Source organism: Pantoea sp. M_10 (assembly GCF_008631515.1).
Classification (GTDB): Bacteria; Pseudomonadota; Gammaproteobacteria; order Enterobacterales; family Enterobacteriaceae; genus Pantoea; species Pantoea anthophila.
Genome location: NZ_VWUL01000001.1, coordinates 138,663 through 162,847, shown reverse-complemented (window position 1 = coordinate 162,847; position 24,185 = coordinate 138,663). Strand labels below are relative to the sequence as shown.

Genomic DNA, 24,185 nt, shown 5'->3' with positions numbered 1-24,185 from the left:
AGAGCACTTCCCGGAGGAAGTTTCCATGACCGATGAACAAGGGCAAACCTTGTTGTACACCCTGTTTGGTACAACCAGCCCTCATTGGCGTCTGACCGCGGACAGCGATGCGCTACATTTTGCTGAAGATGAGTCATCAGAGACCAATATCGCCCTGCCGCTGACCCCCGGCCAGGCCGCGATGATTCGCGCGATGCCTGTCATCACGTCAAGCATTAACCTGACCATGACATTGCAGGGCATTGATGTGCCTATGCATTTTGTGGGTCGTAAAGTGAACCAGGCATCCTGGGCAGGCACCGCCTCCGCCTGGGGTGACACCTCGGCGGTTGCACGCGATTTAACGCTGGGACTCTCTTTCGCCGAACAGGTAGTTTCTGAAGCCAACTCGGTGATTGTGATCCTCGACCAGCGCGGCAATATTCAGCGTTTTAACCGTCTCAGTGAAGAATATACCGGCCTGAATGAGCATGAGGTGATTGGCCGCAACGTCTTCCAGCTCTTTATGACCAAACAGGAAGCGTCCCAGTCGCGCCGCAACATTGCGGGCTTCTTTCGCGACGGCAACTCCTATGAGGTCGAACGCTGGGTCAAAACCCGCAAAGGCCAGCGACTCTTTCTGTTTCGTAATAAGTTTGTTCACAGCGGCAGTGGCAAAAATGAAATTTTCCTCATCTGTTCCGGGACCGACATCACCGAGGAGCGTCGGGCTCAGGAACGGCTCCGGGTACTGGCTAACACCGATACGGTGACCGGTTTGCCTAATCGCAACGCCATCCATCAACAGATTAGCCTGGCGCTGGAGCGTTCCGGGGGAGATGAGACCGGTGTGGTTTACCTGGATCTCGATAACTTCAAGAAAGTGAATGACGCCTACGGCCATATGTTTGGCGACCAGCTCCTGCAGGCGGTGTCGCTGGCGATCCTGAGCTGTCTGGGCAAAGATCAGACGCTGGGCCGACTGGGCGGTGACGAGTTTGTGGTGCTGGCCGAGCACACCAGCCAGGCCGCGCTGGAGGCGATGGCCTCACGTATTCTGGAGCGGTTGCGTCAGCCGTTCCGTATTGGCCTGATCGAAGTCTACAGCGGCTGCTCAATCGGCATCGCGTTCGCGCCGCTGCATGGCGAAGATCGTGAAAGCCTGATTCGTAATGCGGATACCGCGATGTATCACGCCAAAGAGAACGGTCGCGGCAAATTCTGCGTTTTTGCCGCCGAGATGAATCAGCGGGTTTTTGAATACCTCTGGCTGGACACCAATCTGCGCAAGGCGCTGGAACTCGACCACTTGCTGGTCTACTACCAGCCCAAAATCGACAGCGATGGCGAAGTCCGCAGTGCGGAAGCCCTGGTTCGCTGGAACTCACCGGAACGGGGCCTGGTCTCGCCGGCCGATTTCATTCCCTATGCCGAAGAGTCGGGACTGATTGTGCCGCTGGGCCGCTGGGTGATGCTCAACGTGCTGAAGCAGATCATTGCCTGGCGCCAGGAGGGCATTTTTCTGCGCGTCGCCGTGAACGTCTCAGCCCGCCAGCTGATCGATCAAAGCATCTACACCGACCTGAAACAGGCGCTGCATGAGGCGGGGCTTACCGACTGCCCCATCGACATTGAGCTGACTGAAAGCTGCCTGATTGAGAATGAGACCGAAGCGCTGAAGCTGATGAAGCAGTTTCAGGATCTGGGCGCGAAGATTCATCTTGATGACTTCGGCACCGGTTACTCCTCGCTGTCGCAGCTGGCCCGTGTGCCGATTAATGCCATCAAGCTCGATCAGAGCTTTATCCGCAATATTAGTACGCAGCCGGTTTCCCAGTCGCTGGTGCGCGCCATCGTCGCCGTTGCCAAAGCGCTCGATTTGCAGGTCATCGCGGAAGGCATTGAAACCCCGGATGAAGAGTCGTTTGTTCTCAAAAGTGGTGTGGATGGGCGTCAGGGTTACTACTACGCAAAACCAATGCCCGCGGAGCAATTTGGGCATTGGCTGGCTAAGCATCCTGCCCGCGTTTAACGCTAAGTCCGGTTATCCCGCTTTACGCAGTGATGCGCTGTGGCGGTTTTGTAACTGAACTAGGCGTTCCATGTAAGCAATGTCTTTAGGTTCGAGCGTAAAGGCGTAATCGACCCAATCCTCGGTGATATCCATCAGCTCGGCGCGTGACAACTGCAGCACGCGCTGACGCGCTTTCAGCATCGCCCGCACACCATTCAGCTTCGGCCGTAAGGTATCGATGAAGGTGCGGGTGGCACGGTAGCTGTCGCCCGGCTGGAAGACTTTGTCCACCAGACCGCGCGTTTCATACCACTCTGCACTGTGGGACTCCCCTTCACAGATTAACTCCTCGGCCAGCTTCATGCCGGAACGACGCGCCACCAGCGAGTAACCGCCCATGCCAGGGAACAGGTTAAAGGCGATTTCCGGGAACCCCATCCGCGCATTGTTTTGCGCCAGAATGAAGTGATGCGCCAGCGCCGCTTCAAATCCTCCGCCTAAGGCACTTCCCTCGATCATCGCCAGCGTTACCGCGCCCGTATCAAATCCGCGCGCCGCCGAGTGGATGCAGTCTACGCAGGCACGGGCATAGGCCCGCAGCGCCTCACGGCGGTTATTGCGAATGCACTCGACAAAAAAGCGCAGATCGCCACCGGCGTTGAACATCTGCGGCACCAGTGACCCGGTGACCCAGAAATCGATGGGCAGACCAGAACGCTGTGCGGCGTAGCTCAGATTCATGATCTCCTCAATCAGTTCATGGTTGAAACTCGGGCGCGGCTGCGCACGCAGCATCATCCACATCGTCCGACGCCCTTCTTCGTAATAGGCGACTAACTGCGTGGTGTTGCCGGCTTCGGTAAATAATCTGCAAGTGGGTTGGTTAATTACTGTCATTGTCTCATCCTCTGTTTATATTTGATGCGTTTAATACGCGACATCAGCGTAATGCAGAGTGAGGCCAGACCAAATGAGAGATTGATTTACAACACAAAATCCAGAGTGATCCCTGACAGGCTCGTCAGAAATAGATTAGGCACGTTACACATTGTCACCATGCGGTCAGGCAGCACCAGGCCGATGCTTAACGCGCACTGAATAGATAAAGCGGACCGGCGTACAGTCATCCGGCAATCGTCTTAAAAGGGGGTGGCCGCAGGTTTCGGCTGTTGAAAAGTCAGAAAAAAACAGAACAGAGAACGTGCCACCCTGCGTAAAGCGGGTAAAAAAAGGACGCCGAAGCGTCCTGATGATTATTTCTGACCGTACCAGGCATTTTCGCCGTGCTTTCGCAGGTAGTGAAGGTCAAGCAGCGGTTGCTGGATGGGCGGCAGGTTTGCCGTCAGCTGCTGGCTGAATAAGCCCATGTAGGCCACCTCCTCCAGCACGACGGCGCTGTGGACAGCCGCGTGGGCATCCTTCCCCCAGGCAAACGGGCCATGCGAGTTGACCAGCACCGCCGGAATCGCGGAGGGAGACAGGCCACGCTGCGCAAAGGTCTCGATAATCACCTCTCCGGTGTTCCACTCATAATCGTGCTGAATCTCTTCGCTGCGCATGGAGCGGGTACAGGGGATCTCTCCGTAGAAATCATCGGCATGGGTGGTTCCCCAGGCGGGAATCGGTCGTCCTGCCTGCGCCCAGATCGTCGCATGCCGTGAATGGGTATGGACGATGCCACCCACCTCTGGCCAGGCGAGATAGAGCGCCCGGTGCGTCGCGGTGTCCGATGAGGGACGCTTGTCGCCCTCCACCACTTCGCCCGTCGTGAGATCGACCACGACCATGTCGTCGCGCTTCATGACCTCGTAGCGCACGCCGGAGGGTTTAATCACCAGCAGGCCCTGTTCGCGGTCGATCGCGCTGACATTGCCCCAGGTGAAGGTCACCAGGTTATATTTGGGTAGATCCAGATTCGCTTCCAGAACCTGTTGTTTAAGGTGTTCCAGCATGCCTCTTCTCCTGCTGACAATCGTCCCTGAATTTTGCGGAGTTGGCCGCCAAAGGGTTATGGAGCGATTAGCTATAAACGCAGAAGGAATGGCTGTGAATGCAAAAATGTGCCGTGATTTAAGAATTTTCTATCTTCGGAATTTCCGCAGAACGATTAAAATTCTCTCCGGCAATGCATGGACCTGTTGGGACAGCATGGCTACTCATCCGCTACAAACGGTTTGTCCATGGTGATCACATTTCGATGCCGTCACGGACGTGGCAATGATGCGGCACAAGCGGGCTGAGTCAATATCGGAGCTATACTAAGAGTGTTGCCTCTGTGAGCACATCAAAGGAGAAGTGTATGACAACAACAATGAAACGAATCACTGCCGTTGTACTGGCGACCACCTTAGCCGTCGCACTGAGCGGCTGCTCTAACTGGTCCAAACGTGACCGTAACACCGCGATTGGCGCGGGTGCGGGCGCAATTGGGGGTTCAGTTCTGACCAATGGTAGCGCACTCGGAACAGTCGGCGGCGCCGCTGTGGGTGGTATTATCGGTCATCAGGTCCACTAAGGACCTTATTAAAACTATAATCGGCTACGCTAAGCATCTGCGTTACAATCGGGCTACGTCTGTAGCCCGATTTTTTATCAGCCGCCCGCCAGTTTCACCTTCATGCCTTTGGCTTCCAGCAGACTTTTCAGCAGATCGCGTTTATCGCCCTGAATCTCGATCACGCCCTCTTTAACGGATCCGCCACAGCCGCACTTCTTTTTCAGCTCCGCCGCCAGCAGTGCCAGTGCCGCATCATCCAGGTCAATCCCGCTAATCAGGCAGACCCCTTTGCCTTTACGGCCGCTGGTCTGACGCTGGATGCGTACAATGCCATCCCCTTTGGGGCGTTCCGCTTTCGGCTGCGGCTGGGTAATTCGGCCGCTGTCGGTTGAGTAAACCAGTGGATTATCATTGGCCATTAGCGTATCTCCAGAGAGTGCAGAATTGCCTGCAGTGCGGCAGCCGGATCGGCCGCCTGGGTAATCGGACGACCAATAACCATATAGTCCACGCCTGCCTTCTTCGCCTGCTGAGGCGTCATAATGCGGCGCTGATCGCCTGCCTCACTGCCTGCCGGACGAATCCCCGGCGTGACCAGCGCGAAATCGGTGCCCATCACCTCTTTAAAGCGAACGGCTTCCTGCGCGGAGCAGACGACGCCATCCAGCCCGCAGGCGTGAGTCAGTTTTGCCAGTCGCTCCGCCTGCTCAGCCGGCGAGAGCGTGATGCCCAGCCCGTTCAGATCGTCGGCATCCATACTGGTCAGTACAGTGACCGCAATCAGCAAGGGGGCATCGTTGCCATAAGGAACCAGCGCTTCTCGCGCCGCATTCATCATCCGCGCCCCGCCGCTGGCGTGGACGTTGACCATCCAGACACCGAGATCGGCCGCGGCCGCCACAGCATGCGCGGTAGTGTTAGGAATATCGTGAAATTTCAGGTCGAGGAAGATCTCAAAGCCGCGCTGCTGCAGGGTTCTGACCAGCGACGGGCCAAACAGCGTAAACATCTCTTTGCCCACCTTCAGGCGGCAACTGCGGGGGTCGATCTGGTCGACAAAACGCAATGCGCTGTCGAGGTCATGATAATCCAGTGCTACCAGAATCGGCGAGGCGGTCACGTGGTGGGGTGAAGGCATGGCATTTCCTCTGCAGTAGGCACCCGCAGGCGCAATAGACAAACGGCAAGCATTCTACCTGCGGCTCCGGAGCATCACAATCGCCGTGCCCCTCTGCTAGGCAATAAATGCACGGCAGCCTCTCCCGGTGTCAGTTTACTCTTATAGTATGTTGTAACTACAATGCGCTGATAAACACCGGACAGCGTCGGCCGGATTACTGGCCGTCGAGTCCCCGGATAGGCTTAACGGAAGACCAGGTGCGGCACGATGGGCAGTGCCAGTAAAGCGCATGAGCGGTAAAACCACACTTCTGGCAGCGATAGCGTGGCTTGGTGCGAATCTGTTCACCCACCATGTCACGCAACACCATCAGGCTCTCTTTGGCCCGGCCATCTTCGGCTTCAAGCAGGTTGAGATCCATCAGACGATGGAATACCCGCATGGTAGGATGACGCTGCAACTGACGACTGATGTAGTTCTGGGCCGCCTCTGAACCCTGCTGCTGCTCAACAATATCAGAGAGATAGAGCTCCGCTGCCGCACCGGTGTTCTCATCGACGCACCGCTGCAGAAACGCCGCCCAGGCCTCGGGCTGGTTGAGTCGCTGGTAGCAGGTTTCCAGCATCGCCAGTGTTTCACTGACCAGCTCTTTATCCTGATCCAGCACCCGCTGCAGATGCCCCACCGCACGGGCGAAATCCTCTTTTTCCATCAGGATACGGCCCATCATGATGGAGATGCGGGCGCTGTTGCGATCGGCTGCCTCCCCTTTCTTCAGCAGGCTTATGGCACGATCCAGGTCGTCGCTGCTCATCGCCTGCAACGCCAGTTCACAGTAGAAGTGAGCAATTTCGCCTTTCTGTTTCTCTTTGCCGAGCTTAACCAGCCGCTCTGCCACTTCAATCGCCTGCTGCCAGTCGCTGGTGGCCTGATGGATTAACAGCAGCTGCTGCAACGCCCCCACCCGAAAGTCGGTTTCATCGGTGAGCTGTTTAAACATATCTTCGGCGCGGTCATACAGGCCCGCCGCCATGTAGTCCCGGCCCAGTTGCTGCACGGCAAGCAGACGCTGCTCGTAGCTCAGGGAGGCACTTTCCATTAAAGCCTGATGGATTCGGATGGCGCGGTCTACTTCGCCACGCGACCGGAACAGATTGCCTAGGGTGAGGTGTGCTTCTACGGTGCCGCTGTCCTCTTTCAGCATATCCAGAAAGAGGTCGACCGCTTTGTCCTGCTGGTTAGAAAGCAGGAAGTTTACGCCAGCAACATATTCACGCGAGAGTCTGTTGGCTTCCTGTTGCTTGTCCTGATGCGCGCTACGGCGGCCCATATACCAGCCATACGCAGCCGCAACCGGCAGTAACAGAAACAGCAATTCATGCATCGGGGATTATTCCCGGCCGGCCGGAGAGGATGGCGTGGTCGCCAGCGCGGTGCTCTGTTCAATCTGCGTCTGCATACGCCTGATTTTACGGTTGGCATTAGCCAGTGCTACGCGGGTACGTAACCAGAACAGGCCGCAGATGACCCAGCCAAGGACAAACCCTGCGCCAAACAGTGATGCCAGTAAGGTCGAGATGCTGAACTCACCCTGCGCCAGCAGATAGTTAAAAGTAATGACCTGGTCGTTATGCGCGCCTAAGGTGACGGAAACAATGAAAATGACCAGTACCACTAAAAAAATCAGCAAATATTTCACAGTGCGTCCTGTTGTGAGGTTGTCAGGTAGAATTATGCCAAAACTACAGCAAAAATGCTGCTCCCAGCAGCATTGGCCGAGTCGCTTTTGCGCAAGACCGATCAATAATATGGGGTCTTCGCGGGGAATTACAATCAGGGCTCCCGCTGTGCCACCTCTTTTTGCTCTTCAGGTGGCAGCGTGAGCGGGCCGCAGACGCGCTGGGCCAGCCAGGTCGCCAGGGTCACCAGTATCCAGGAGATCACGGTGGCCATCGCCAGATCGCGAGGCCAGTGCATGCCCAGCAGCATCCGGCTCGCCATGACGCCCGTGGCCCAGAGAAAGATCACTACCACGGTTTTATAGTGACGGCGCGGCCAGAGCAGCCCTAAGGCCAGCAGCGCCCAGCTGGCCGCAAACATCGTATGGCCTGACGGAAAGGCAAAACCGGTTTCAAAAGCCCAGTGCCGTTTCAGCCAGCCGGGTATCTGCGTCTCATCGGCGATCAGCGACGTTACCATCTCACCACGCTGTTTGCGCTTCAGTTCATAAAAGGTTTTTTCATCCAGCCCGTGATGCTGTTCCAGCCAGATGACATAGGGACGCGGCTCCTGGATCTGCTCTTTGATGAAAGATTTGGTGTACTGCCCCGCCAGAATAGTGGCGTTCATGATCAGCAGCAGCAGGATCGCCGGCTTCAGGCGAAAGCGCAGGCACCAGAGCATCCAGGCGCTCAGCAGCACGCTGGTGACAATGCCCCACGGGCTGGTGACGGTTTCGGTCATCCAGAACAGCGTTTTCAGCAGAGCGTTGCTTTCGCCGGGTTGCCAGCGCCAGCCGCTAAGCCAGACGGTAACGGGCATGATCAGCAGCAGCAGCATTCCCAGGGTGGTACGGCGCGAAATCTTAAACATCTCTTCCCTTATCCCGGTGTCAGGTCACAAAGCATGCATAACTTTAGCTTAAAAAAGAATAACATACCTGTTGCAGATTGGATAATTGTGCTTTATCAATGCAATTGGTATGAGAGATTACCAGCCCGACTCAGGGTTGTGGCACAATATTGCACGTTTGTCAGGCCACACTGGCCTGTGCACTATCATGATGATAGTGCATCCTCTGAAGGTTCTGGAGAGTCACATGCAGCTTAAACGGGTGGCAGAAGCCAAACTGCCCACGCCATGGGGAGATTTCCTGATGGTTGGTTTTGAAGAACTGGCAACCGGACATGACCATGTTGCCCTGGTCTTTGGCGATATTAACGATAATGAGCCGGTACTGGCGCGCGTTCACTCCGAATGCCTGACCGGCGACGCACTCTTCAGCCTGCGTTGCGACTGTGGTTTTCAGCTGGAAGCCGCCCTTAACGCCATCGCAGAAGAGGGTCGCGGCGTCCTGCTCTATCATCGTCAGGAAGGCCGTAATATCGGTCTGCTGAATAAGATCCGCGCCTATGCGCTGCAGGATAAAGGCTACGATACTGTCGAGGCCAACCATCAGCTTGGCTTTGCCGCTGATGAGCGCGACTTTACCCTGTGTGCCGACATGTTCAAACTGCTGGGCGTGAATGAAGTGCGCCTGCTGACCAACAACCCACGCAAAGTGGAGATCCTCAGCGAAGCCGGGATCAATATCGTGGAGCGTGTGCCGCTGGTTGTCGGCCGTAACCCGAAGAATGCGCACTATCTCGACACTAAAGCCGAGAAGATGGGACATCTGCTGCCGAAGTCGTAAGGACTGAGTGCGCTGACGAAGCCACATCCGGGCGAGCCTGACCGCCATGGCTAACGTAAAGCGCAGGGAAGACGGTCAGAAGAGGAAAGCGTCCCGCGCCAGGGACGGCGCGGGCCGAGCGGCCATGGATGGCTTAAGCGACTTTCCGATCTGACCGTCTTCCCTGTGCAGCTCCGGTCTTACAGCAGACTGGAAATTGCTCTTCAGCAAATTAAAGCCGGGTTTCCCCGGCTTTTTTGTCACTCAGTTCAGCATGTTGCGGATCACATAGTGCAGGATGCCGTCGTTACGGTAATAGGTCAGCTCATTACCGGTGTCGATGCGACAGCGGGTATCCAGCTCTTCCTTGCTGCCATCGGCGCGGGTCAGTGTCACTTTAACGCTGCAGCCTGGCGTCAGGGCCTGCAGATTTTCCACGTCGATGCGCTCTTCGCCCGTCAGTCCCAGGCTTTTGCGGGTCACGCCCTGCGGGAATTCCAGTGGCAGGATACCCATACCAATCAGGTTTGAACGATGAATACGTTCAAACGATTCAGCAATGACGACCCTGACCCCCTGCAGACGCGGCCCTTTTGCTGCCCAGTCGCGGCTTGAGCCCGAGCCATACTCTTTACCGGCGATCACGGCCAGCGGGACACCGTCCGCCTGATACTTCATCGCCGCATCATAGATGGCCAGCTGTTCGCCACTCGGATAGTGTCGGGTATAACCGCCCTCCACACCCGGCACCATCTCGTTGCGGATACGGATATTGGCAAAGGTACCGCGCATCATTACCTCATGATTACCGCGCCGCGAACCATAGGAGTTAAAGTCGGTGCGCTCCACGCCGTGAGAGAGCAGATAGCGTCCGGCCGGACTCTCCGCTTTGATGCTGCCCGCTGGGGAGATATGGTCAGTGGTGACGGAATCACCCAGCACGGCAAGGATCCGCGCGCCGCGTATATCCTGCACCGGCTTCGGCTCTTTCTCCATATCATCAAAGAAAGGCGACAGCCGGATATAGGTTGACCCTTCGTCCCAGTCGTAAGTCGCTGCCTCACTGACTTTGATCTGTTGCCACTCCGGCGTGCCGTCGAAGACTTCAGCGTACTCTTTATGGAACATATCGCTGGTGACCTGCTGCACCGCCGTGGCAATCTCTTCCGGGGTCGGCCAGATATCTTTCAGGTAGACCGGCTGGCCCTGCTGATCCTTGCCCAGCGGTTCCGTCTGCAGGTTAATCTTCATGTTACCCGCCAGTGCATACGCCACCACCAGCGGCGGTGAAGCCAGCCAGTTGGTTTTGATCAGCGGATGAATGCGGCCTTCAAAGTTGCGGTTACCGGAGAGGACAGCCCCGACGGTAAGATCGCCCGCTTTGATAGCGGACTCGATTTCATCTTTCAGCGGCCCGGAGTTACCAATACAGGTGGTGCAGCCATAGCCCACCAGGTTGAAGCCCAGCTTATCCAGCCACGGGGTCAGCTGTGCCACGGCCAGATAGTCTGACACCACTTTAGAACCGGGAGCCAGGGAAGCTTTGACCCATGGCTGACGTTTCAGGCCGCGCTCAACCGCTTTCTTCGCCAGTAAACCGGCCGCCATCAGCACGCTGGGGTTAGAGGTGTTGGTACAGGAGGTGATTGCACTGATTACCACGGCACCGTCTGAGAGGGTATGTGTCAGGCCGGTGTCACTGTCGGTATAGGTGACATTTTTATGGGGTTTCTGCGCCTGGTTGACTTCCAGCTCGTTGCTGGCGTCAAACGCGGCAGGCACATCCCCCAGCGACACCCGATCCTGCGGACGTTTGGGTCCGGCGAGGCTGGACTCCACGTCATTCATATCCAGCGCCAGAGAGCTGGTAAAGCGCGGCTCATCCCCGGCATGACGCCACAGGCCCTGCGCTTTGGCATAGGCCTCCACCAGCGCGACCTGCTCAGCATCACGCCCCGTCAGCGTCATATAGCTCAGGGTGACATCATCTACCGGGAAGAATCCGCAGGTTGCACCATATTCGGGTGCCATATTGGCAATGGTGGCGCGGTCAGCCAGGGGCAGATCGGCCAGGCCATCGCCATAGAACTCAACAAATTTGCCGACCACACCGTGCTTACGCAGCATCTGGGTCACGGTCAGGACCAGGTCGGTTGCCGTGATGCCGGCACGCAGTTTGCCGGTCAGCTTAAAGCCAACCACATCCGGGATCAGCATAGAAACCGGCTGACCGAGCATGGCCGCTTCGGCCTCTATCCCACCTACTCCCCATCCCAGCACGCCCAGCGCGTTGATCATGGTGGTGTGGGAATCCGTACCGACCAGCGTATCGGGCCAGGCATACTCTTCACCGTTCAGGGTTTCATGCCAGATTGCCTTGCCGAGATACTCCAGGTTCACCTGGTGACAGATACCGGTGCCCGGCGGCACGACGCGGAATTTATCGAACGCTTTTTGCCCCCAGCGGAGAAAGACGTAGCGTTCATGGTTGCGCTCCATCTCCAGCCGGACGTTCTCTTCAAACGCATCATCATCGCCAAAATGGTCCACGGTCACGGAGTGGTCAATCACCAGATCGACCGGCGACAAGGGGTTCACCTTCGCGACGTCGCCGCCCAGCCGGTTCACAGCTTCGCGCATGGCGGCCAGGTCAACGACGGCCGGCACGCCGGTAAAATCCTGCATCAGAACACGGGCTGGCCGGTAGGCAATTTCGCGATCGGCATGTGCCTCTTTTTGCCAGTCAACCAGCGCCTGGATATCCTCCGCGGTGACGGAGTCGCCATCCTGCCAGCGCAGCAGGTTTTCCAGCAGAACTTTGAGCGATTTCGGCAGGTTATCGATATTGCCGAGGTGTTGAGCAGCGCGGGGAAGACTGAAGATATGATATTTTTTGCTGTCGACCTGCAGTATTTCCTGACTCTGCTCGCGTAGGGTAGACGACATAGCTCCTCCTTTCATTCATGGTCTTTAAACCTTAGAGAGACAAAGGTTTATGTTAAAGATAGTCCACAAATTCGTTAACGTTTTGATTACAACACAAATTGCTACAATCGCCCATAAACGAAAATGCCCCGTGAAAATCACGAGGCATCATAGAAAGGGGGGTAATTCAGATTAAAGCGTTATCCACACCGCCGCAGACCAGAACGCAAAGGAGAACGCATACGCGCTAAGCCAGGACATTTTAATCATATTCATTTGGTTCACTCCTTCGCCGGAATCGGGCGTAAAAGTTTTTTGCGGTCACCTAACTCTGGCGACACCCTTGGGTCGTGCTGAATGTGGAAAGGGGCATTTAAAAAAGCCCGCCGGAAAGTCCGGTAATAAAAGAGCGGTGACTAAAGAGAGTCAGACAACGTTATTTAGTTTCAGGCTGCAGAAACGACTCAATAAAAAGTCGCTGGTTATCACTCAAATCCCATGACTCGGGGATAGACACTTTCTCGTCTTTTGCAAGCGGCTCTTTCGCTTTGCAGCTGACCGGCTTGGTCTGACGCGCCGTCAGAGAACGTTTATGGCTGAGTGTGTTTGCCCACATGGCTTTAGCCCCAGATACGCCAAATCATTAACGCGACAACCACCCAGAACAGCGCAGAGGCAGCGAATACGGTTAACCAGGCTTTGCGACGGGTGTTACCAGTACGCTCAACCTTGGTGCTTTTTACCGGGAAACCCGGTTCTACAGTCAGTCGTGTATTCATAGTTTCTGATAATCACTCTCAACAAAATGATTGATAACAACGATTAAGATTTAGGAGGAATCCTAAACGCGTTAAGGCCAAAAATCCAGTTATTTTTATTGAGTAAAACGATTAACGGTATTAATCAATAGTCTTAAATAACGCCAGAAATCATTAACAGCGGAACCACTCTTTAATTAAATGAAGCACTAATCAATTTGAGTTAATTCCATTTCAGATCCATTTAAAACTAAAGAGCAAACCCCAGAGCCTGATGTTTACTGGCTTCCAACATAGGCGGTTAACTGGAGTATGGGAATAATCCTGGCATGTCGCAAAGTGACATAGTTAAAAATGTGTTGTGATTCGCATTTAAGAAAGCCGAACCGGAAAACATGTGATCAATGTTTCATTTACAAAAAAATCATAAAAACTTTCAGTCTCATCTGGCGCTAAAGGCTGGCAACAAAAAAGGCTGCACCAGGCAGCCTTATGTTGTCGCGCAGGGGGTAAACCCTATTTAAACGGCAGCTTGATATCTTTAAACATCGCTTCAATGTCTTCATTAGAGCGAAGCGCAACGGCGGTATCCACCACGTCACGCGTCAGGTGCGGGGCAAAACGCTGGATGAAATCATACATATAGCTGCGCAGGAAGGTGCTGCGACGAAAGCCTATTTTGGTGGTGCTGTTGGTAAAGATATCCGCGGCTTCAATGCGAATCAGATCGGGATCGGACACCGGGTCGACCGCCATACTGGCGATCACGCCGACACCCAGCCCCAGACGAACATAGGTTTTGATGACGTCTGCGTCGGTTGCGGTGAAGACGATGCGAGGTGTTAACCCGGCGCGATTGAATGCGGTATCCAGTTCTGACCGCCCGGTAAAGCCAAAGGTGTAAGTCACCAGCGGATACTCCGCCAGCTCTTCAATGGTCACCTGCCCTTTTCCGGCCAGCGGGTGATCGGCGGTAACCACAATCGCCCGATTCCAGTGGTAGCACGGCAGCATGATGAGATCGTCATAGAGATGCAGCGCTTCGGTGGCAATGGCAAAATCGGCATTGCCTTTGGAAACGGCTTCGGCAATCTGGGTCGGCGATCCCTGATGCATATGCAAAGAGACGCGTGGATAGCGTTCGATAAAGCCTTTGATCACGCCGGGCAGCGCGTAGCGCGCCTGGGTATGGGTGGTCGCCACATAGAGCGAGCCTTTATCGGGCCAGGTGTGCTCACCGGCAACCGATTTAATGGCATCCACTTTGGAGAGCACTTCACGCGCAATACGAATGATCTCTTCCCCGGCTGGCGTGACCTGCGTGAGATGTTTCCCGCTCCGGGCAAAAATCTGCACACCCAGTTCATCTTCCAGCATCCGGACCTGCTTACTGATGCCGGGCTGCGAGGTATAGAGACCTTCCGCCGTCGAAGAGACGTTGAGGTTATGGTTCACGACTTCGACGATATAGCGCAACTGCTGTAATTTCATATCTGTTTTGTCCTGGTAAGTTACAGAGTCGCATCCCCGCTTGACCGACAGTCGCAAGGGTGAAGAAAGGCTATGCATCAGGAAAGGTCGGAAATGCTATAACAACTATATCAGTTTAAGTGTGAGAATAGAACGGATTGATATAAGGCTCAGAAAAAGGCCAGCGAACGCTGGCCTGATAAGATTACTTTTTCGCTTCCTGCCATTGGCCATCAATAAAGAAGGCTGACCAGCCGGTGGCTTTACCCTCTTTTTCTGAGGAGACATACTGCTGCTTAGTCTTGCGGCTGAACCGCACCAGCGTTTTATTCCCTTCCGGATCGGCGACCGGCGCGTCTGCCAGATATTTCAGCTTCTCAGGCAGACGATCTTTGAAGCGCAGCAGCTCTTCCACCAGCGGCGCACGGGTTTCGCGCGATTTCGGGAACGTATTGGCTGCCAGGAAGACGCCCGCCGCCCCGTCGCGCAACACGAAGTAGGCATCTGACTTCTCACACGCCAGCTCAGGCAGCGGCACCGGATCTTCTTTCGGTGGCGCCACTTCCCCACTGCGCAGAATTTTGCGGGTGTTTTTACACTCTTCGTTGGTACACGCCATGTACTTGCCAAAGCGTCCCATCTTCAGATGCATCTCCGAACCGCACTTCTCGCACTCTACGACCGGGCCGTCATAACCCTTAATGCGGAACTCGCCTTTCTCGATTTCGTACCCATCACACTCCGGGTTATTACCACAGACGTGCAGTTTGCGTTCATTGTCGATCAGGTAGCTGTCCATCGCTGTGCCGCACTTCTGGCAGCGACGACGGGCACGCAGGGCGTTGGTTTCGGCATCGTCCCCTTCCAGAATGTTCAGAACTTCGTTTTCCGGAATCAGGTTGATGGTCTGCTTGCAGCGCTCTTTCGGAGGCAGCGCATAGCCGGAACAGCCCAGGAAGACACCGGTGCTGGCGGTGCGGATCCCCATCGGACGGCTACAGGTCGGACAGTCAATCGAGGTCAGCACCATCTGATTGGGCTGCATGCCGCCCTCTTCAGGATCTTTTTCAGCTTTTTCAAGCTGCTCGGTAAAGTCGCTGAAGAAGTGGTCCAGCACCGCTTTCCATTTCGCCTGGTTATTGGCGACCTGGTCCAGGCTGTCCTCCATGCGCGCGGTGAAATCGTAGTTCATCAGCTCGCGGAAGTTCTCTTCCAGACGATCGGTGACGATTTCACCCATTTTTTCCGCATAGAAACGGCGGTTTTCTACCCGGACATAGCCACGATCCTGAATGGTCGAGGTAATGGCGGCGTAGGTCGACGGACGGCCGATACCGCGCTTCTCCAGCTCACGCACCAGCGAGGCTTCGCTGAAGCGTGCCGGTGGCTTGGTGAAGTGCTGACCCGGCAGCAGCTGTTGCAGGTCGAGGCTATCCCCCACACTGACCGCAGGCAGCGTGCGATCTTCATCGTTCTTACGCAACGCAGGCATCACTTTAGTCCAGCCGTCGAAGCGCAGAATACGGCCTTTCGCTTTGAGTTTAAACTCACCGGCGGCGGCCGTGATGGTGCTGGAATCATATTTGGCCGGGGTCATCTGGCAGGCGACAAACTGACGCCAGATCAGCTGATAGAGCTTCTGCGCATCCGCTTCCATATCCTTCAGTTTTTCCGCCACGACTTCCACATCGGAAGGACGAATCGCTTCGTGCGCTTCCTGAGAGTTCTCTTTGCTGGCGTAAGTGACGGGGCTGTCTGGCAGATATTTTTTACCGAAGTTGTTTTCGATGTAGCCCCGCGCCATGGCCACCGCATCCTGACTCAGGTTGGTCGAATCGGTACGCATGTAGGTGATGTGACCCGCTTCGTAGAGGCGCTGCGCCATCATCATGGTCTTTTTAACGCCAAAGCCCAGACGGGTGCTGGCCGCCTGCTGCAGCGTCGAGGTGATATAGGGCGCACCCGGCTTACTGCTGGTCGGCTTATCTTCACGATCCACAATTTCAAAGCGCGCTTTTTCCAGCAGCGCCACTGCGGCGTAAGTTTCGTCACGGTTGACCGGGCGGAATACCTTGTCGCCGCGGTGTGTCACATCCATCGACAGCTCATCGCCGTTTGGCGTGGTCAGCGCGGCATTAACTTCCCAGTACTCTTCGGGAACAAAGGCTTTAATTTCACGTTCACGTTCCACTACCAGGCGAACGGCCACTGACTGCACACGACCGGCTGAGAGGCCACGGGCGATCTTTTTCCACAGCAGCGGTGACACCATGTAACCCACCACGCGGTCCATAAAGCGGCGCGCCTGCTGAGCATTAACCCGGTCGATGTTGAGTTCGCCCGGCTTTTCAAACGCCTGACGAATCGCATTTTTGGTAATTTCGTTGAACACCACGCGGCTGAAGCGTGAGTCATCGCCTCCGATCACTTCCCGCAGGTGCCAGGCAATGGCTTCCCCTTCGCGGTCAAGGTCGGTTGCGAGATAGATGTGGTCAGCATTGGCGGCCAGCGCCTTCAGTTCTGCCACCACCTTCTCTTTGCCGGGCAGGATCTGATAATCCGCTTCCCAGCCATGATAGGGGTCAACACCCATGCGGCTGACGAGGGCGGCTTTCTCATCTTTTTTAACTTTTTTGACTTTCTTATCTGTCGAGGCGTCAGCACTTTTCTTTGCGGTTGAACCACTGGTCGGCAGATCCCGGATATGACCCACGCTGGATTTCACCACGTAGTCATTGCCCAGATATTTATTGATTGTTTTGGCCTTTGCCGGGGACTCAACAATAACGAGTGCTTTACCCATATTTACCTTTACCTAATGAAAACATCCTGCTTAACGGGAGAGGATTGGATGCCCAAAAACCCATCGGGTTCAATATTGCTGCGCCTGTCTAACATTTCAAGGCGGAGGGGTCAATCTCAGAACAGATGATCCGGCTAAATGCAACTGCATGATAAAGCATGATTTTTCCATCTGAACTCTTCGCACATCCTGGTGCAAAATCCCTGAAATCGGAATCGCCCACACTCTACCTGATAAAATCTGTTACGCAACTTAATTAGCATTCAGCCCGTCGTTACGCCAGGTTTTCATCGGTCAGAGCGGGTTGTCATGCCAGCAGACTCGTCAGTAATATAGAAAGGATTCGAGTGCTGTCAAAAAAGGAGCAAATAAATGCAGACACCGACCCAGGCTATTTCCCGCCAGGCGTTGCTGGAAAAGGCCAACGCCCTGATTAAAGAACATGATGATTATTTAGCGGGCATGCAGGCGGATGACGTCAGTCAGCAGGGTGATGTGCTGGTTTTTCGCGGCCCGTTTTTTCTCGACGATCAGGGATTGCCGACGGCTAAAACCACGGCGGTGTTTAACGTCTTCAAACATCTCGCGGTGGTCCTGTCGCCGCACTATCACCTGGAATAAAAAAACCCGGCACAGGCCGGGTTTCGCATCACAGCAGCGGCTTTTCGCCGCGCTGCCAGAGTTTCAGCAGCAGACGCTCTGCCACCGAGCCCGCGCTCTGAGTAAAGCGATCCATCATTTTACGACGGCGGGCGAAGTGCACCCCCAGCACGTTGAACTGATCCATCTGGCGGATGATTAAATCATCGCTGGTGCCGATCTCATCAATCAGCCCCAGATCCAGCGCCTGGCGGCCATACCAGTGTTCACCGGTCGCGACCTTATCAATATCCAGCGACGGGCGCATCTGATGCACAAACTGCTTGAACAGCAGGTGCGTTTCGTCGAGATCCTGCTGGAATTTCTCCCGCCCTTCTTCGCTGTTCTCGCCAAACAGCGTCAGCGTTCGCTTGTACTGACCGGCCGTGTGCAGCTCAATATCGATGTCATTGCGCTTCAGCAGACGGTTGAAGTTAGGGATCTGGGCCACCACACCGATTGAACCAATAATGGAGAACGGGGCCGCCACAATGCGATCGGCCACACAGGCCATCATATATCCGCCGCTGGCTGCCACTTTGTCCACGGTCGCGGTGATGCGCAGCCCGTGATCGCGCAGACGCTGCAGCTGCGACGCGGCCAGACCATAGCCATGCACCACACCGCCAGGGCTTTCCAGACGCAGCAGCACTTCATCGCCCGGTTGCTGCACTGCCAGCACGGCTGAAATCTCTTCACGCAGTGACGTAACCTCACTGGCATCCATGCTACCTTTGAAATCAAGCACATAAAGCGTCGGCTTCTCGCCCCCGCGCGCACCCTGCTTCGCCGCCTGCTTTTCCGCTTTGGCTTTCAGCTTTTCGCTCTTTTTATGGTTTTTCAGCCAGACCTTCTGCGCCTGCGGTTTCATTTTTGCCAGCTGCAGATCTTCTTTCATCTGTTGATAGTCATCACCCAGATGGGTCAGGCGCAGCTGACCACTTTGCGAGCGTTTACGCAGTGCCGCATTCATCACAATCATGACAATCGCCGCGACCGCAACCACCAGCGTCACCGCTTTCGCTAAAAAGAGTCCATACGTTGAAATAAAATCCATCAGGTCGCCTTAGTAAAAAAGAATCAAAAACAGTTCGCCAGTTTAGCCGTTTTACCCTGCCTCGTCGCCTGAAATGCCAGCAGCTGGCACAGATTGCGCGGGCTGGCGATTGCACCCATTCGTAAATTCAGGCATAAAGCGGAATCATGCTGTTTTCGCCGGAGGACCCCGCTGTGCATTATCAACCGAAAAGTGACCTGCTCAATCATCGTATTATTCTGGTCACGGGCGCGTCAGATGGCATCGGCCAGGAAGCGGCGCTGACCTATGCCCGCTATGGCGCAGAAGTGATCCTGATGGGCCGCAACCCGGAAAAACTCGAACAGGTCAGAATGTCGATCAATCAACTCAATAAACGCCCTGCTCACCAGGTGGTGCTGGACCTGGCCGAGGCCACACCAGAACGCTGCCAGCAGGTTGCCGACCAGCTGGCGCAACAGTTTCCGCGTCTCGACGGCGTGCTGCATAATGCCGGTCTGCTCGGTGAAATCGTGCCGCTGGCTGAACTCGATCCGCAGATCTGGCGTCAGGTGATGGATGTCAATCTGGATGCCACTTTCTTCCTGACTCAGGCCCTGTTGCCGCTGCTGCTGAAGTCAGAGGCGGGTTCGCTGGTATTCACCACCTCCAGCGTGGGCCGCACCGGTCGTGCCGGCTGGGGCGCTTATGCGGTCTCTAAATTTGCAACGGAAGGAATGATGCAGGTGCTGGCGGATGAGTATAAGAGCCAGTCGCTGCGGGTGAACTGTATCAATCCGGGCGGCACGCGAACCAAAATGCGCGCCAGCGCCTTCCCGCAGGAAGATGCAAATAAACTGAAAACGCCTGCCGATCTGATGCCGCTCTACCTCTATCTGATGGGCGATGACAGCCGCCGCAAGACCGGGATGAGCTTCGATGCGCAGCCGGGCAGAAAACCCGGAGCCGCGGAATAATGGCTGACGATCGTCATCAGCAGCGTCAGCAGCGCCTGAAAGAGCAGGTGGATGCGCGCATCGCCGCCGCGACAGCGGTTCGCGGCATTCTGATGGTGTTTACCGGCAACGGCAAAGGCAAAACAACTGCGGCCTTCGGCACGGCATTGCGCGCCACCGGCCATGGCAAGCGCGTGGCGGTGGTCCAGTTCATCAAGGGTGACTGGCCGAACGGCGAGCGAAACCTGCTGGAGCAGCACGGGGTGGAATTTCAGGTTATGGCCACCGGCTTTACCTGGGAGACGCAAAACCGTGAGACGGACACCACCGCCTGTCTGGCAGTCTGGCAGCATGCCCAGCGGATGCTGGCCGATGCTCAGATCGATCTGGTGGTACTGGACGAAATTACCTATATGGTGAGCATGGGTTATCTGCCGCTGGAGGCGCTGATCGCCGCGCTGCAGCAGCGCCCGGCGCAGCAGAGCGTCATTATTACCGGACGCGGCTGTCACCGCACCCTGACTGAGATGGCCGATACCGTGACGGAGATGCGCCCGGTTAAGCACGCCTTTGATGCCGGTATACAGGCCCAGCAGGGTATCGACTGGTGACAGAAAAAGAAAACGCAGCCCGGAGGCTGCGTTTTTTTATCCTGCCGGCATAATTAACCGGAATTGCGTTTGCTGCCCGGATTGCGGCGCGGCGTACGAGGGGTCGAGCTGACTTTGCTGTGGCGTTTCACCGCACGACGGATCTGGTTTGCTTTGGTGCGACGACGATCTTTCTCAACGACCAGTTTGGTCACCGTCTCATCATCCATTTCCACCAGGTTGCGCAGATAGTTTACCGCTGGCAGATCCAGCTCCGTCCAGCCGCCGCGCGGCAGGCCTTTCGGTAAGGTAATATCGCCATAGCGAACGCGCATCAGACGGCTGACCTGGACACCGACCGCTTCCCATAACCGACGCACTTCACGGTTACGTCCTTCGGTCAGGGTCACGTTATACCACTGGTTGATCCCTTCTCCGCCGCCAAAACGCAGGGTTTTGAACGCAGCCGGGCCATCCTCCAGCTGAACGCCCTTGCTCAGCTGACGAATTTTATCATCATCCACCTGGCCAAAGACGCGCACCGCATATTCACGTTCCACTTCACGGCTGGGATGCATCAGACGGTTCGCCAGCTCACCGTCCGTGGTGAACAGCATCAGACCACAGGTGTTCACATCCAGACGGCCGACGGCAATCCAGCGTGAACCGCGCAGACGCGGCAGGCGATCGAAGACCGTCGGGCGCCCTTCAGGATCGCTGCGGGTACAGAGTTCACCTTCTGGTTTGTAATAGGCCAGCACGCGGCAGACTTCGGTTGCTGATTCAGCAATCGAAACCAGATGGCCATCAATACGGATTTTCAGGGATTTGCTGCTTTCGACACGGTCGCCCAGGGTGGCGATCTTTCCGTCGACGCTGACACGGCCAGCGGCAATCATTGATTCGATTTCACGACGCGAGCCATGACCGGCACGCGCTAAGACTTTCTGTAACTTTTCGCTCATTGAGCTTCCTCTTTGTCGCCTTCCCAGGCGTCATGGCAGGGTGATAATTCTTTCTTTATCAACAGGTTAACCTATTAACTTTGGCCCATTATACAGGCATTTAACCGCGATGTAACGCCCTTTGTGCTTCTGTAAATAGCCGATAAAAAAGCATAGAGACCGGATAATGATATTCCTCATTATTTACATGCCTGATTAAAATAACAGCAGACTCAGTTAAGGAAATATACTGAATAAAACGGCATTAGCGAAAACTTTATAGCTGAAGAAAATTAAATTTTATAAACACTGGCGGGGCAATGAAAAGAGGCCGTAACGATCAAAAACTTAACACTATCTTAAACTTCCAAAGATCTTTCTGCGAATCTAATCCTCTGGCTTCCCCCTCAAAGGCAGCACAAAAATCCGCCCAATTGCCTTTAGTCAACCTGTCAAACCGAATAAATCGCTTCAGCAAGATTATTCCTAATGCAGATTCTGTTAAAACCTTATTTTCAGGTTTTTTTAATTCTTATTAGCTTTAATAAATTGTCTGACACTATTAAGCTGATACACTTTCTCTCAGCAGCACAATAAAAAAGCAGCACCTGAAATTTCATGGTCCTGCATCATAACGGTACGACCCTTTGTTATTCGTTAATAAAAATCGTGTTTTCAGATAATCCAATAAACCGGCGCATCCGGAATTGTTGCGTTAATACGGTTCACTGATGAACCTTGCTTGCATGTCATAAGTCTTCACCAGGGATTTTGCGACATGCCGGAATAAAGAATGCCATCATGAGAAACCTGTTTCTGTGCCCGGTGCTGGCTGCACTGGTGCTGAGCGGGTGTTCCGTGGGCCACACTGAGTACAGTCGTACGGCGATGCAGCACGTAGATATGAGCGTGACCGGCATCCCGACGATCCTCGGGTTCGGCACACTGGGCACCAGCATCCCACTGACGCCTGAATATAGCCTTACCGCAGCGCACGTCGCCAAAACCGCCGTGCAGCGCGTGAAGTCTTATCATCCCTATTGCGACCTTGCGATTATTTATCACAAGAATGATGCCACCACCCTGGCAAAATTCCGCAGTGGTGATATTGGCGATCCCGTTAAAATGTACGGATACAGCTTTATTTCCGCGATGCCGGTAGAGTCGACGGGGGTGAATTTAGCCCGCACGGCTATTCGGAATAAATGGAATAAAAGTCCCTGCATTGCGATGGCCTCTAATGCAGGCGTGGTTCAGGGAATGTCGGGCGGCGGTGTTTATAACCGCGATGAAACGCTGAGCGGCGTGATTGTCGGTTATTCCGATGCCATTAAAAATGGCCGTAACGGGAAAGTGATCCTGAAAGACGTTTCACTTTATATTCCCTACGGCCAGTTTAAAAGCTGGTTGCAGTCAAATCTGGCCCCGACACCGACGCGCGGTGTCTGAGCCTTATTGATTACAGGAACGGGCGGGTATCACCCACACCTTCACGCACAATTTCCGGCGTATCGGTGGTCAGATCGACCACCGTGGTCGGCTGCTGCCCCAGCGTTCCGCCATCGATGATCAGATCGACCAGCTTGCCAATGGTGTGCTGAATCTCCTCCGGATCGGATTCCGTAAAATCGTTGCCCGGCAGGATTAACGAGGTCGACATCATCGGCTGATTCAGGGCTTCCAGCAGCGCCAGCGCCACCGGATTGGACGGCACACGCAGACCAATGGTCTTACGCTTTTCGTTCATCAGACGGCGTGGCACCTCTTTAGTCGCCTTAAGAATAAAGGTGTAGTTACCTGGCGTGTTGTTTTTCAGCAGGCGAAAGGCCGAATTTCCCACCTGAGAATAGACCGACAGCTCGGAGAGGTCGCGGCACATCAGGGTGAAATTGTGGTGTCCATCGAGCTGACGGATACGGCAGATACGCTCCATCGCGCCCTTCTCTTCCAGCCGGCAGCCCAGCGCATAGCCGGAATCGGTGGGATAGACGATGACGCTGCCTTTGTTCAGGTAGTCGACCGCCTGATTGATCAGGCGCGGCTGCGGATTGTCCGGATGAATATGAAACAGTTGACTCATAGAAACCTCGTGTCACCTTTCCGTGATTGCCACTGCGGGAGCGAGGTCCGGAAAGCGTTCCCAGACCGGCTCAACGTCGCCGGGCAGCCAGAGTTTGCGGCCCAGCTCAATCCACGGGCAGGGTTGATGAAAATCTGAACCTTGCGATGCGGCCAGCTCATTCTCTCTGGCGTACTGCGCCAGTTGCGTGCGCTCATTGGGTGGCTGCTGGCACTGTGCCACTTCCATGGCATCGCCCCCCGCTTCGCGGAAGTGGGCGATCAGCCGTTTCAGCCACTTCGCCGATAAACCATACCGGCCCGGATGAGCCAGCACGGCGCAACCACCAGAATGATGAATCGCATCAATGGCTTGTTTAATTGTACACCATTGTGGCGGCACGTAGCCGGTTTTGCCTCGCGCCAGATAATTTTTGAAAACCTGGGCCATGTCACCGGCTTTGCCCTGCTCTATCAGGAAGCGGGCAAAGTGTCCGCGGGTAATGATGCCGCCCCCGGCCAGTCGGGTCGCCCCCGCCAGCGCGTCGGGAATACGTGCCTTCGCCAGCCGCTCACCAATCTCTTCCGCGCGCCGCTGCCGGCAGGCCAGCTGCCCCGCCAGAAAGGTCACCATCGCCGGATGATGAATATCAATGTTCAGCCCCACGATATGGATCTCATGATTCTCCCACAGGGTAGAAATCTCAGCACCGGCCAGCACTTTTATCGGCAGATCCTGGTCACGGGCGGTCTGCTGCGCCTCGCTCACCCCGTCCACGCTGTCGTGATCGGTGATCGCCAGAACGCCAACCCGCATCTCTACCGCGCGCTGCACCAGCACGGCGGGCGTCAGTAAACCATCGGAGGCGCGCGTGTGGCTGTGTAGATCATAAACCGGGAAACGGGCGATATCGCTCAAGAGAACTCCTGCTGAAACTAAACCGGCCAGCATGATAACGATTTTAACGCTCAGTGAAAAAGTGTATTGACATTTCCGCCCCGAACCCGTTAACTAGTACACAAGTT

22 protein-coding genes are annotated in these 24,185 nt (G+C 55.2%); 7 read left to right on the top strand and 15 right to left on the bottom strand.

The genetic code is table 11. The features are described 5' to 3' along the window. Positions 1-25 precede the first annotated feature (25 nt). Positions 26-2,011: a cyclic di-GMP phosphodiesterase gene (pdeR, locus tag F3I47_RS00840; RefSeq protein WP_150029532.1), complete on the top strand. Its 1,986-nt coding sequence runs from the start codon at positions 26-28 to the stop codon at positions 2,009-2,011. A 12-nt stretch (positions 2,012-2,023) separates the two neighbouring features. On the opposite strand, the gene F3I47_RS00835 is transcribed toward pdeR, so the two are convergent. Both F3I47_RS00835 and araD read right to left on the bottom strand, forming a co-directional pair. Beyond that, complete coding sequence (locus F3I47_RS00835) at positions 2,024-2,890, bottom strand: crotonase/enoyl-CoA hydratase family protein (protein ID WP_009089985.1); 867 nt, start codon at positions 2,888-2,890, stop codon at positions 2,024-2,026. Positions 2,891-3,246: 356 nt separating this feature from the next. Next, entirely contained in the window at positions 3,247-3,945 is a 699-nt protein-coding gene (gene araD, locus F3I47_RS00830; RefSeq protein WP_009089984.1) for an L-ribulose-5-phosphate 4-epimerase, read from the bottom strand. A gap of 347 nt (positions 3,946-4,292) precedes the next feature. Between araD and osmB the strand changes: the two genes are divergently transcribed. After that, the gene (gene osmB, locus F3I47_RS00825; RefSeq protein WP_003853848.1) at positions 4,293-4,508 is read left to right on the top strand and encodes an osmotically-inducible lipoprotein OsmB; all 216 of its coding nucleotides are present in this window, start codon (positions 4,293-4,295) and stop codon (positions 4,506-4,508) included. 77 nt (positions 4,509-4,585) lie between these two features. Here osmB and yciH read toward each other — a convergent pair whose 3' ends face one another. The 5 genes from yciH to pgpB form a co-directional block, all read right to left on the bottom strand. Beyond that, on the bottom strand, positions 4,586-4,909 hold the full coding sequence (yciH, locus tag F3I47_RS00820) for a stress response translation initiation inhibitor YciH (RefSeq protein WP_009089980.1): 324 nt from the start codon (positions 4,907-4,909) through the stop codon (positions 4,586-4,588). Then, a complete protein-coding gene (gene pyrF / locus F3I47_RS00815) occupies positions 4,909-5,628 on the bottom strand; it encodes an orotidine-5'-phosphate decarboxylase (protein ID WP_190311341.1) in 720 nt (239 codons plus the stop codon). The genes yciH and pyrF overlap by 1 nt, the downstream gene beginning before the upstream one ends. Positions 5,629-5,824: 196 nt before the next feature. Next, positions 5,825-6,994 (bottom strand): lipopolysaccharide assembly protein LapB, encoded by a 1,170-nt coding sequence (gene lapB / locus F3I47_RS00810; protein WP_046101908.1) that lies wholly within the window; start codon positions 6,992-6,994, stop codon positions 5,825-5,827. 6 nt (positions 6,995-7,000) lie between these two features. Further along, positions 7,001-7,309: a LapA family protein gene (locus F3I47_RS00805; protein WP_046101909.1), complete on the bottom strand. Its 309-nt coding sequence runs from the start codon at positions 7,307-7,309 to the stop codon at positions 7,001-7,003. Between the two features lie 134 nt (positions 7,310-7,443). Next, positions 7,444-8,202, bottom strand: a complete 759-nt coding sequence (pgpB, locus tag F3I47_RS00800; RefSeq protein ID WP_150029531.1) for a phosphatidylglycerophosphatase B — start codon at positions 8,200-8,202, stop codon at positions 7,444-7,446. Positions 8,203-8,428: 226 nt separating this feature from the next. Between pgpB and ribA the strand changes: the two genes are divergently transcribed. Then, positions 8,429-9,022 carry a GTP cyclohydrolase II gene (gene ribA, locus F3I47_RS00795; RefSeq protein WP_033783243.1) on the top strand — a complete coding sequence of 198 codons (594 nt, stop codon included), beginning with the start codon at positions 8,429-8,431 and terminating at the stop codon, positions 9,020-9,022. Positions 9,023-9,265: 243 nt separating this feature from the next. On the opposite strand, the gene acnA is transcribed toward ribA, so the two are convergent. From acnA to topA, 4 genes are all read right to left on the bottom strand, one after another. Further along, positions 9,266-11,947 carry an aconitate hydratase AcnA gene (gene acnA, locus F3I47_RS00790; RefSeq protein WP_009089971.1) on the bottom strand — a complete coding sequence of 894 codons (2,682 nt, stop codon included), beginning with the start codon at positions 11,945-11,947 and terminating at the stop codon, positions 9,266-9,268. A gap of 599 nt (positions 11,948-12,546) precedes the next feature. After that, positions 12,547-12,705: a YmiA family putative membrane protein gene (locus F3I47_RS00780; protein ID WP_009089968.1), complete on the bottom strand. Its 159-nt coding sequence runs from the start codon at positions 12,703-12,705 to the stop codon at positions 12,547-12,549. Between the two features lie 495 nt (positions 12,706-13,200). Then, positions 13,201-14,175 carry an HTH-type transcriptional regulator CysB gene (cysB, locus tag F3I47_RS00775; RefSeq protein ID WP_009089966.1) on the bottom strand — a complete coding sequence of 325 codons (975 nt, stop codon included), beginning with the start codon at positions 14,173-14,175 and terminating at the stop codon, positions 13,201-13,203. A 184-nt stretch (positions 14,176-14,359) separates the two neighbouring features. Further along, entirely contained in the window at positions 14,360-16,957 is a 2,598-nt protein-coding gene (topA, locus tag F3I47_RS00770) for a type I DNA topoisomerase (protein ID WP_058958471.1), read from the bottom strand. A gap of 372 nt (positions 16,958-17,329) precedes the next feature. Here topA and F3I47_RS00765 point away from each other — a divergent pair, with 372 nt between their 5' ends. Next, the gene (locus tag F3I47_RS00765; RefSeq protein WP_009089962.1) at positions 17,330-17,578 is read left to right on the top strand and encodes a YciN family protein; all 249 of its coding nucleotides are present in this window, start codon (positions 17,330-17,332) and stop codon (positions 17,576-17,578) included. A gap of 28 nt (positions 17,579-17,606) precedes the next feature. Here the strand turns inward: F3I47_RS00765 and sohB are convergent, their stop codons facing one another. Further along, positions 17,607-18,653: a protease SohB gene (gene sohB / locus F3I47_RS00760; RefSeq protein ID WP_150029530.1), complete on the bottom strand. Its 1,047-nt coding sequence runs from the start codon at positions 18,651-18,653 to the stop codon at positions 17,607-17,609. Between the two features lie 173 nt (positions 18,654-18,826). On the opposite strand from sohB, the gene F3I47_RS00755 reads away from it, so the two are divergent. Next, a complete protein-coding gene (locus F3I47_RS00755; RefSeq protein ID WP_150029529.1) occupies positions 18,827-19,588 on the top strand; it encodes a YciK family oxidoreductase in 762 nt (253 codons plus the stop codon). After that, on the top strand, positions 19,588-20,178 hold the full coding sequence (gene cobO, locus F3I47_RS00750) for a cob(I)yrinic acid a,c-diamide adenosyltransferase (protein WP_140925463.1): 591 nt from the start codon (positions 19,588-19,590) through the stop codon (positions 20,176-20,178). The genes F3I47_RS00755 and cobO overlap by 1 nt, the downstream gene beginning before the upstream one ends. 53 nt (positions 20,179-20,231) lie before the next feature. Here the strand turns inward: cobO and rluB are convergent, their stop codons facing one another. Then, positions 20,232-21,122, bottom strand: coding sequence for a 23S rRNA pseudouridine(2605) synthase RluB (gene rluB, locus F3I47_RS00745; protein WP_058958472.1), 891 nt, complete (start codon positions 21,120-21,122; stop codon positions 20,232-20,234). A 780-nt stretch (positions 21,123-21,902) separates the two neighbouring features. On the opposite strand from rluB, the gene F3I47_RS00740 reads away from it, so the two are divergent. After that, positions 21,903-22,550 carry a hypothetical protein gene (locus F3I47_RS00740; RefSeq protein ID WP_009089953.1) on the top strand — a complete coding sequence of 216 codons (648 nt, stop codon included), beginning with the start codon at positions 21,903-21,905 and terminating at the stop codon, positions 22,548-22,550. 10 nt (positions 22,551-22,560) lie between these two features. Here F3I47_RS00740 and F3I47_RS00735 read toward each other — a convergent pair whose 3' ends face one another. Both F3I47_RS00735 and F3I47_RS00730 read right to left on the bottom strand, forming a co-directional pair. Next, positions 22,561-23,181 carry an L-threonylcarbamoyladenylate synthase gene (locus F3I47_RS00735; protein ID WP_009089952.1) on the bottom strand — a complete coding sequence of 207 codons (621 nt, stop codon included), beginning with the start codon at positions 23,179-23,181 and terminating at the stop codon, positions 22,561-22,563. A gap of 12 nt (positions 23,182-23,193) precedes the next feature. Next, the gene (locus tag F3I47_RS00730; protein WP_190311340.1) at positions 23,194-24,111 is read right to left on the bottom strand and encodes a PHP domain-containing protein; all 918 of its coding nucleotides are present in this window, start codon (positions 24,109-24,111) and stop codon (positions 23,194-23,196) included. Between the last annotated feature and the right edge of the window lie 74 nt (positions 24,112-24,185).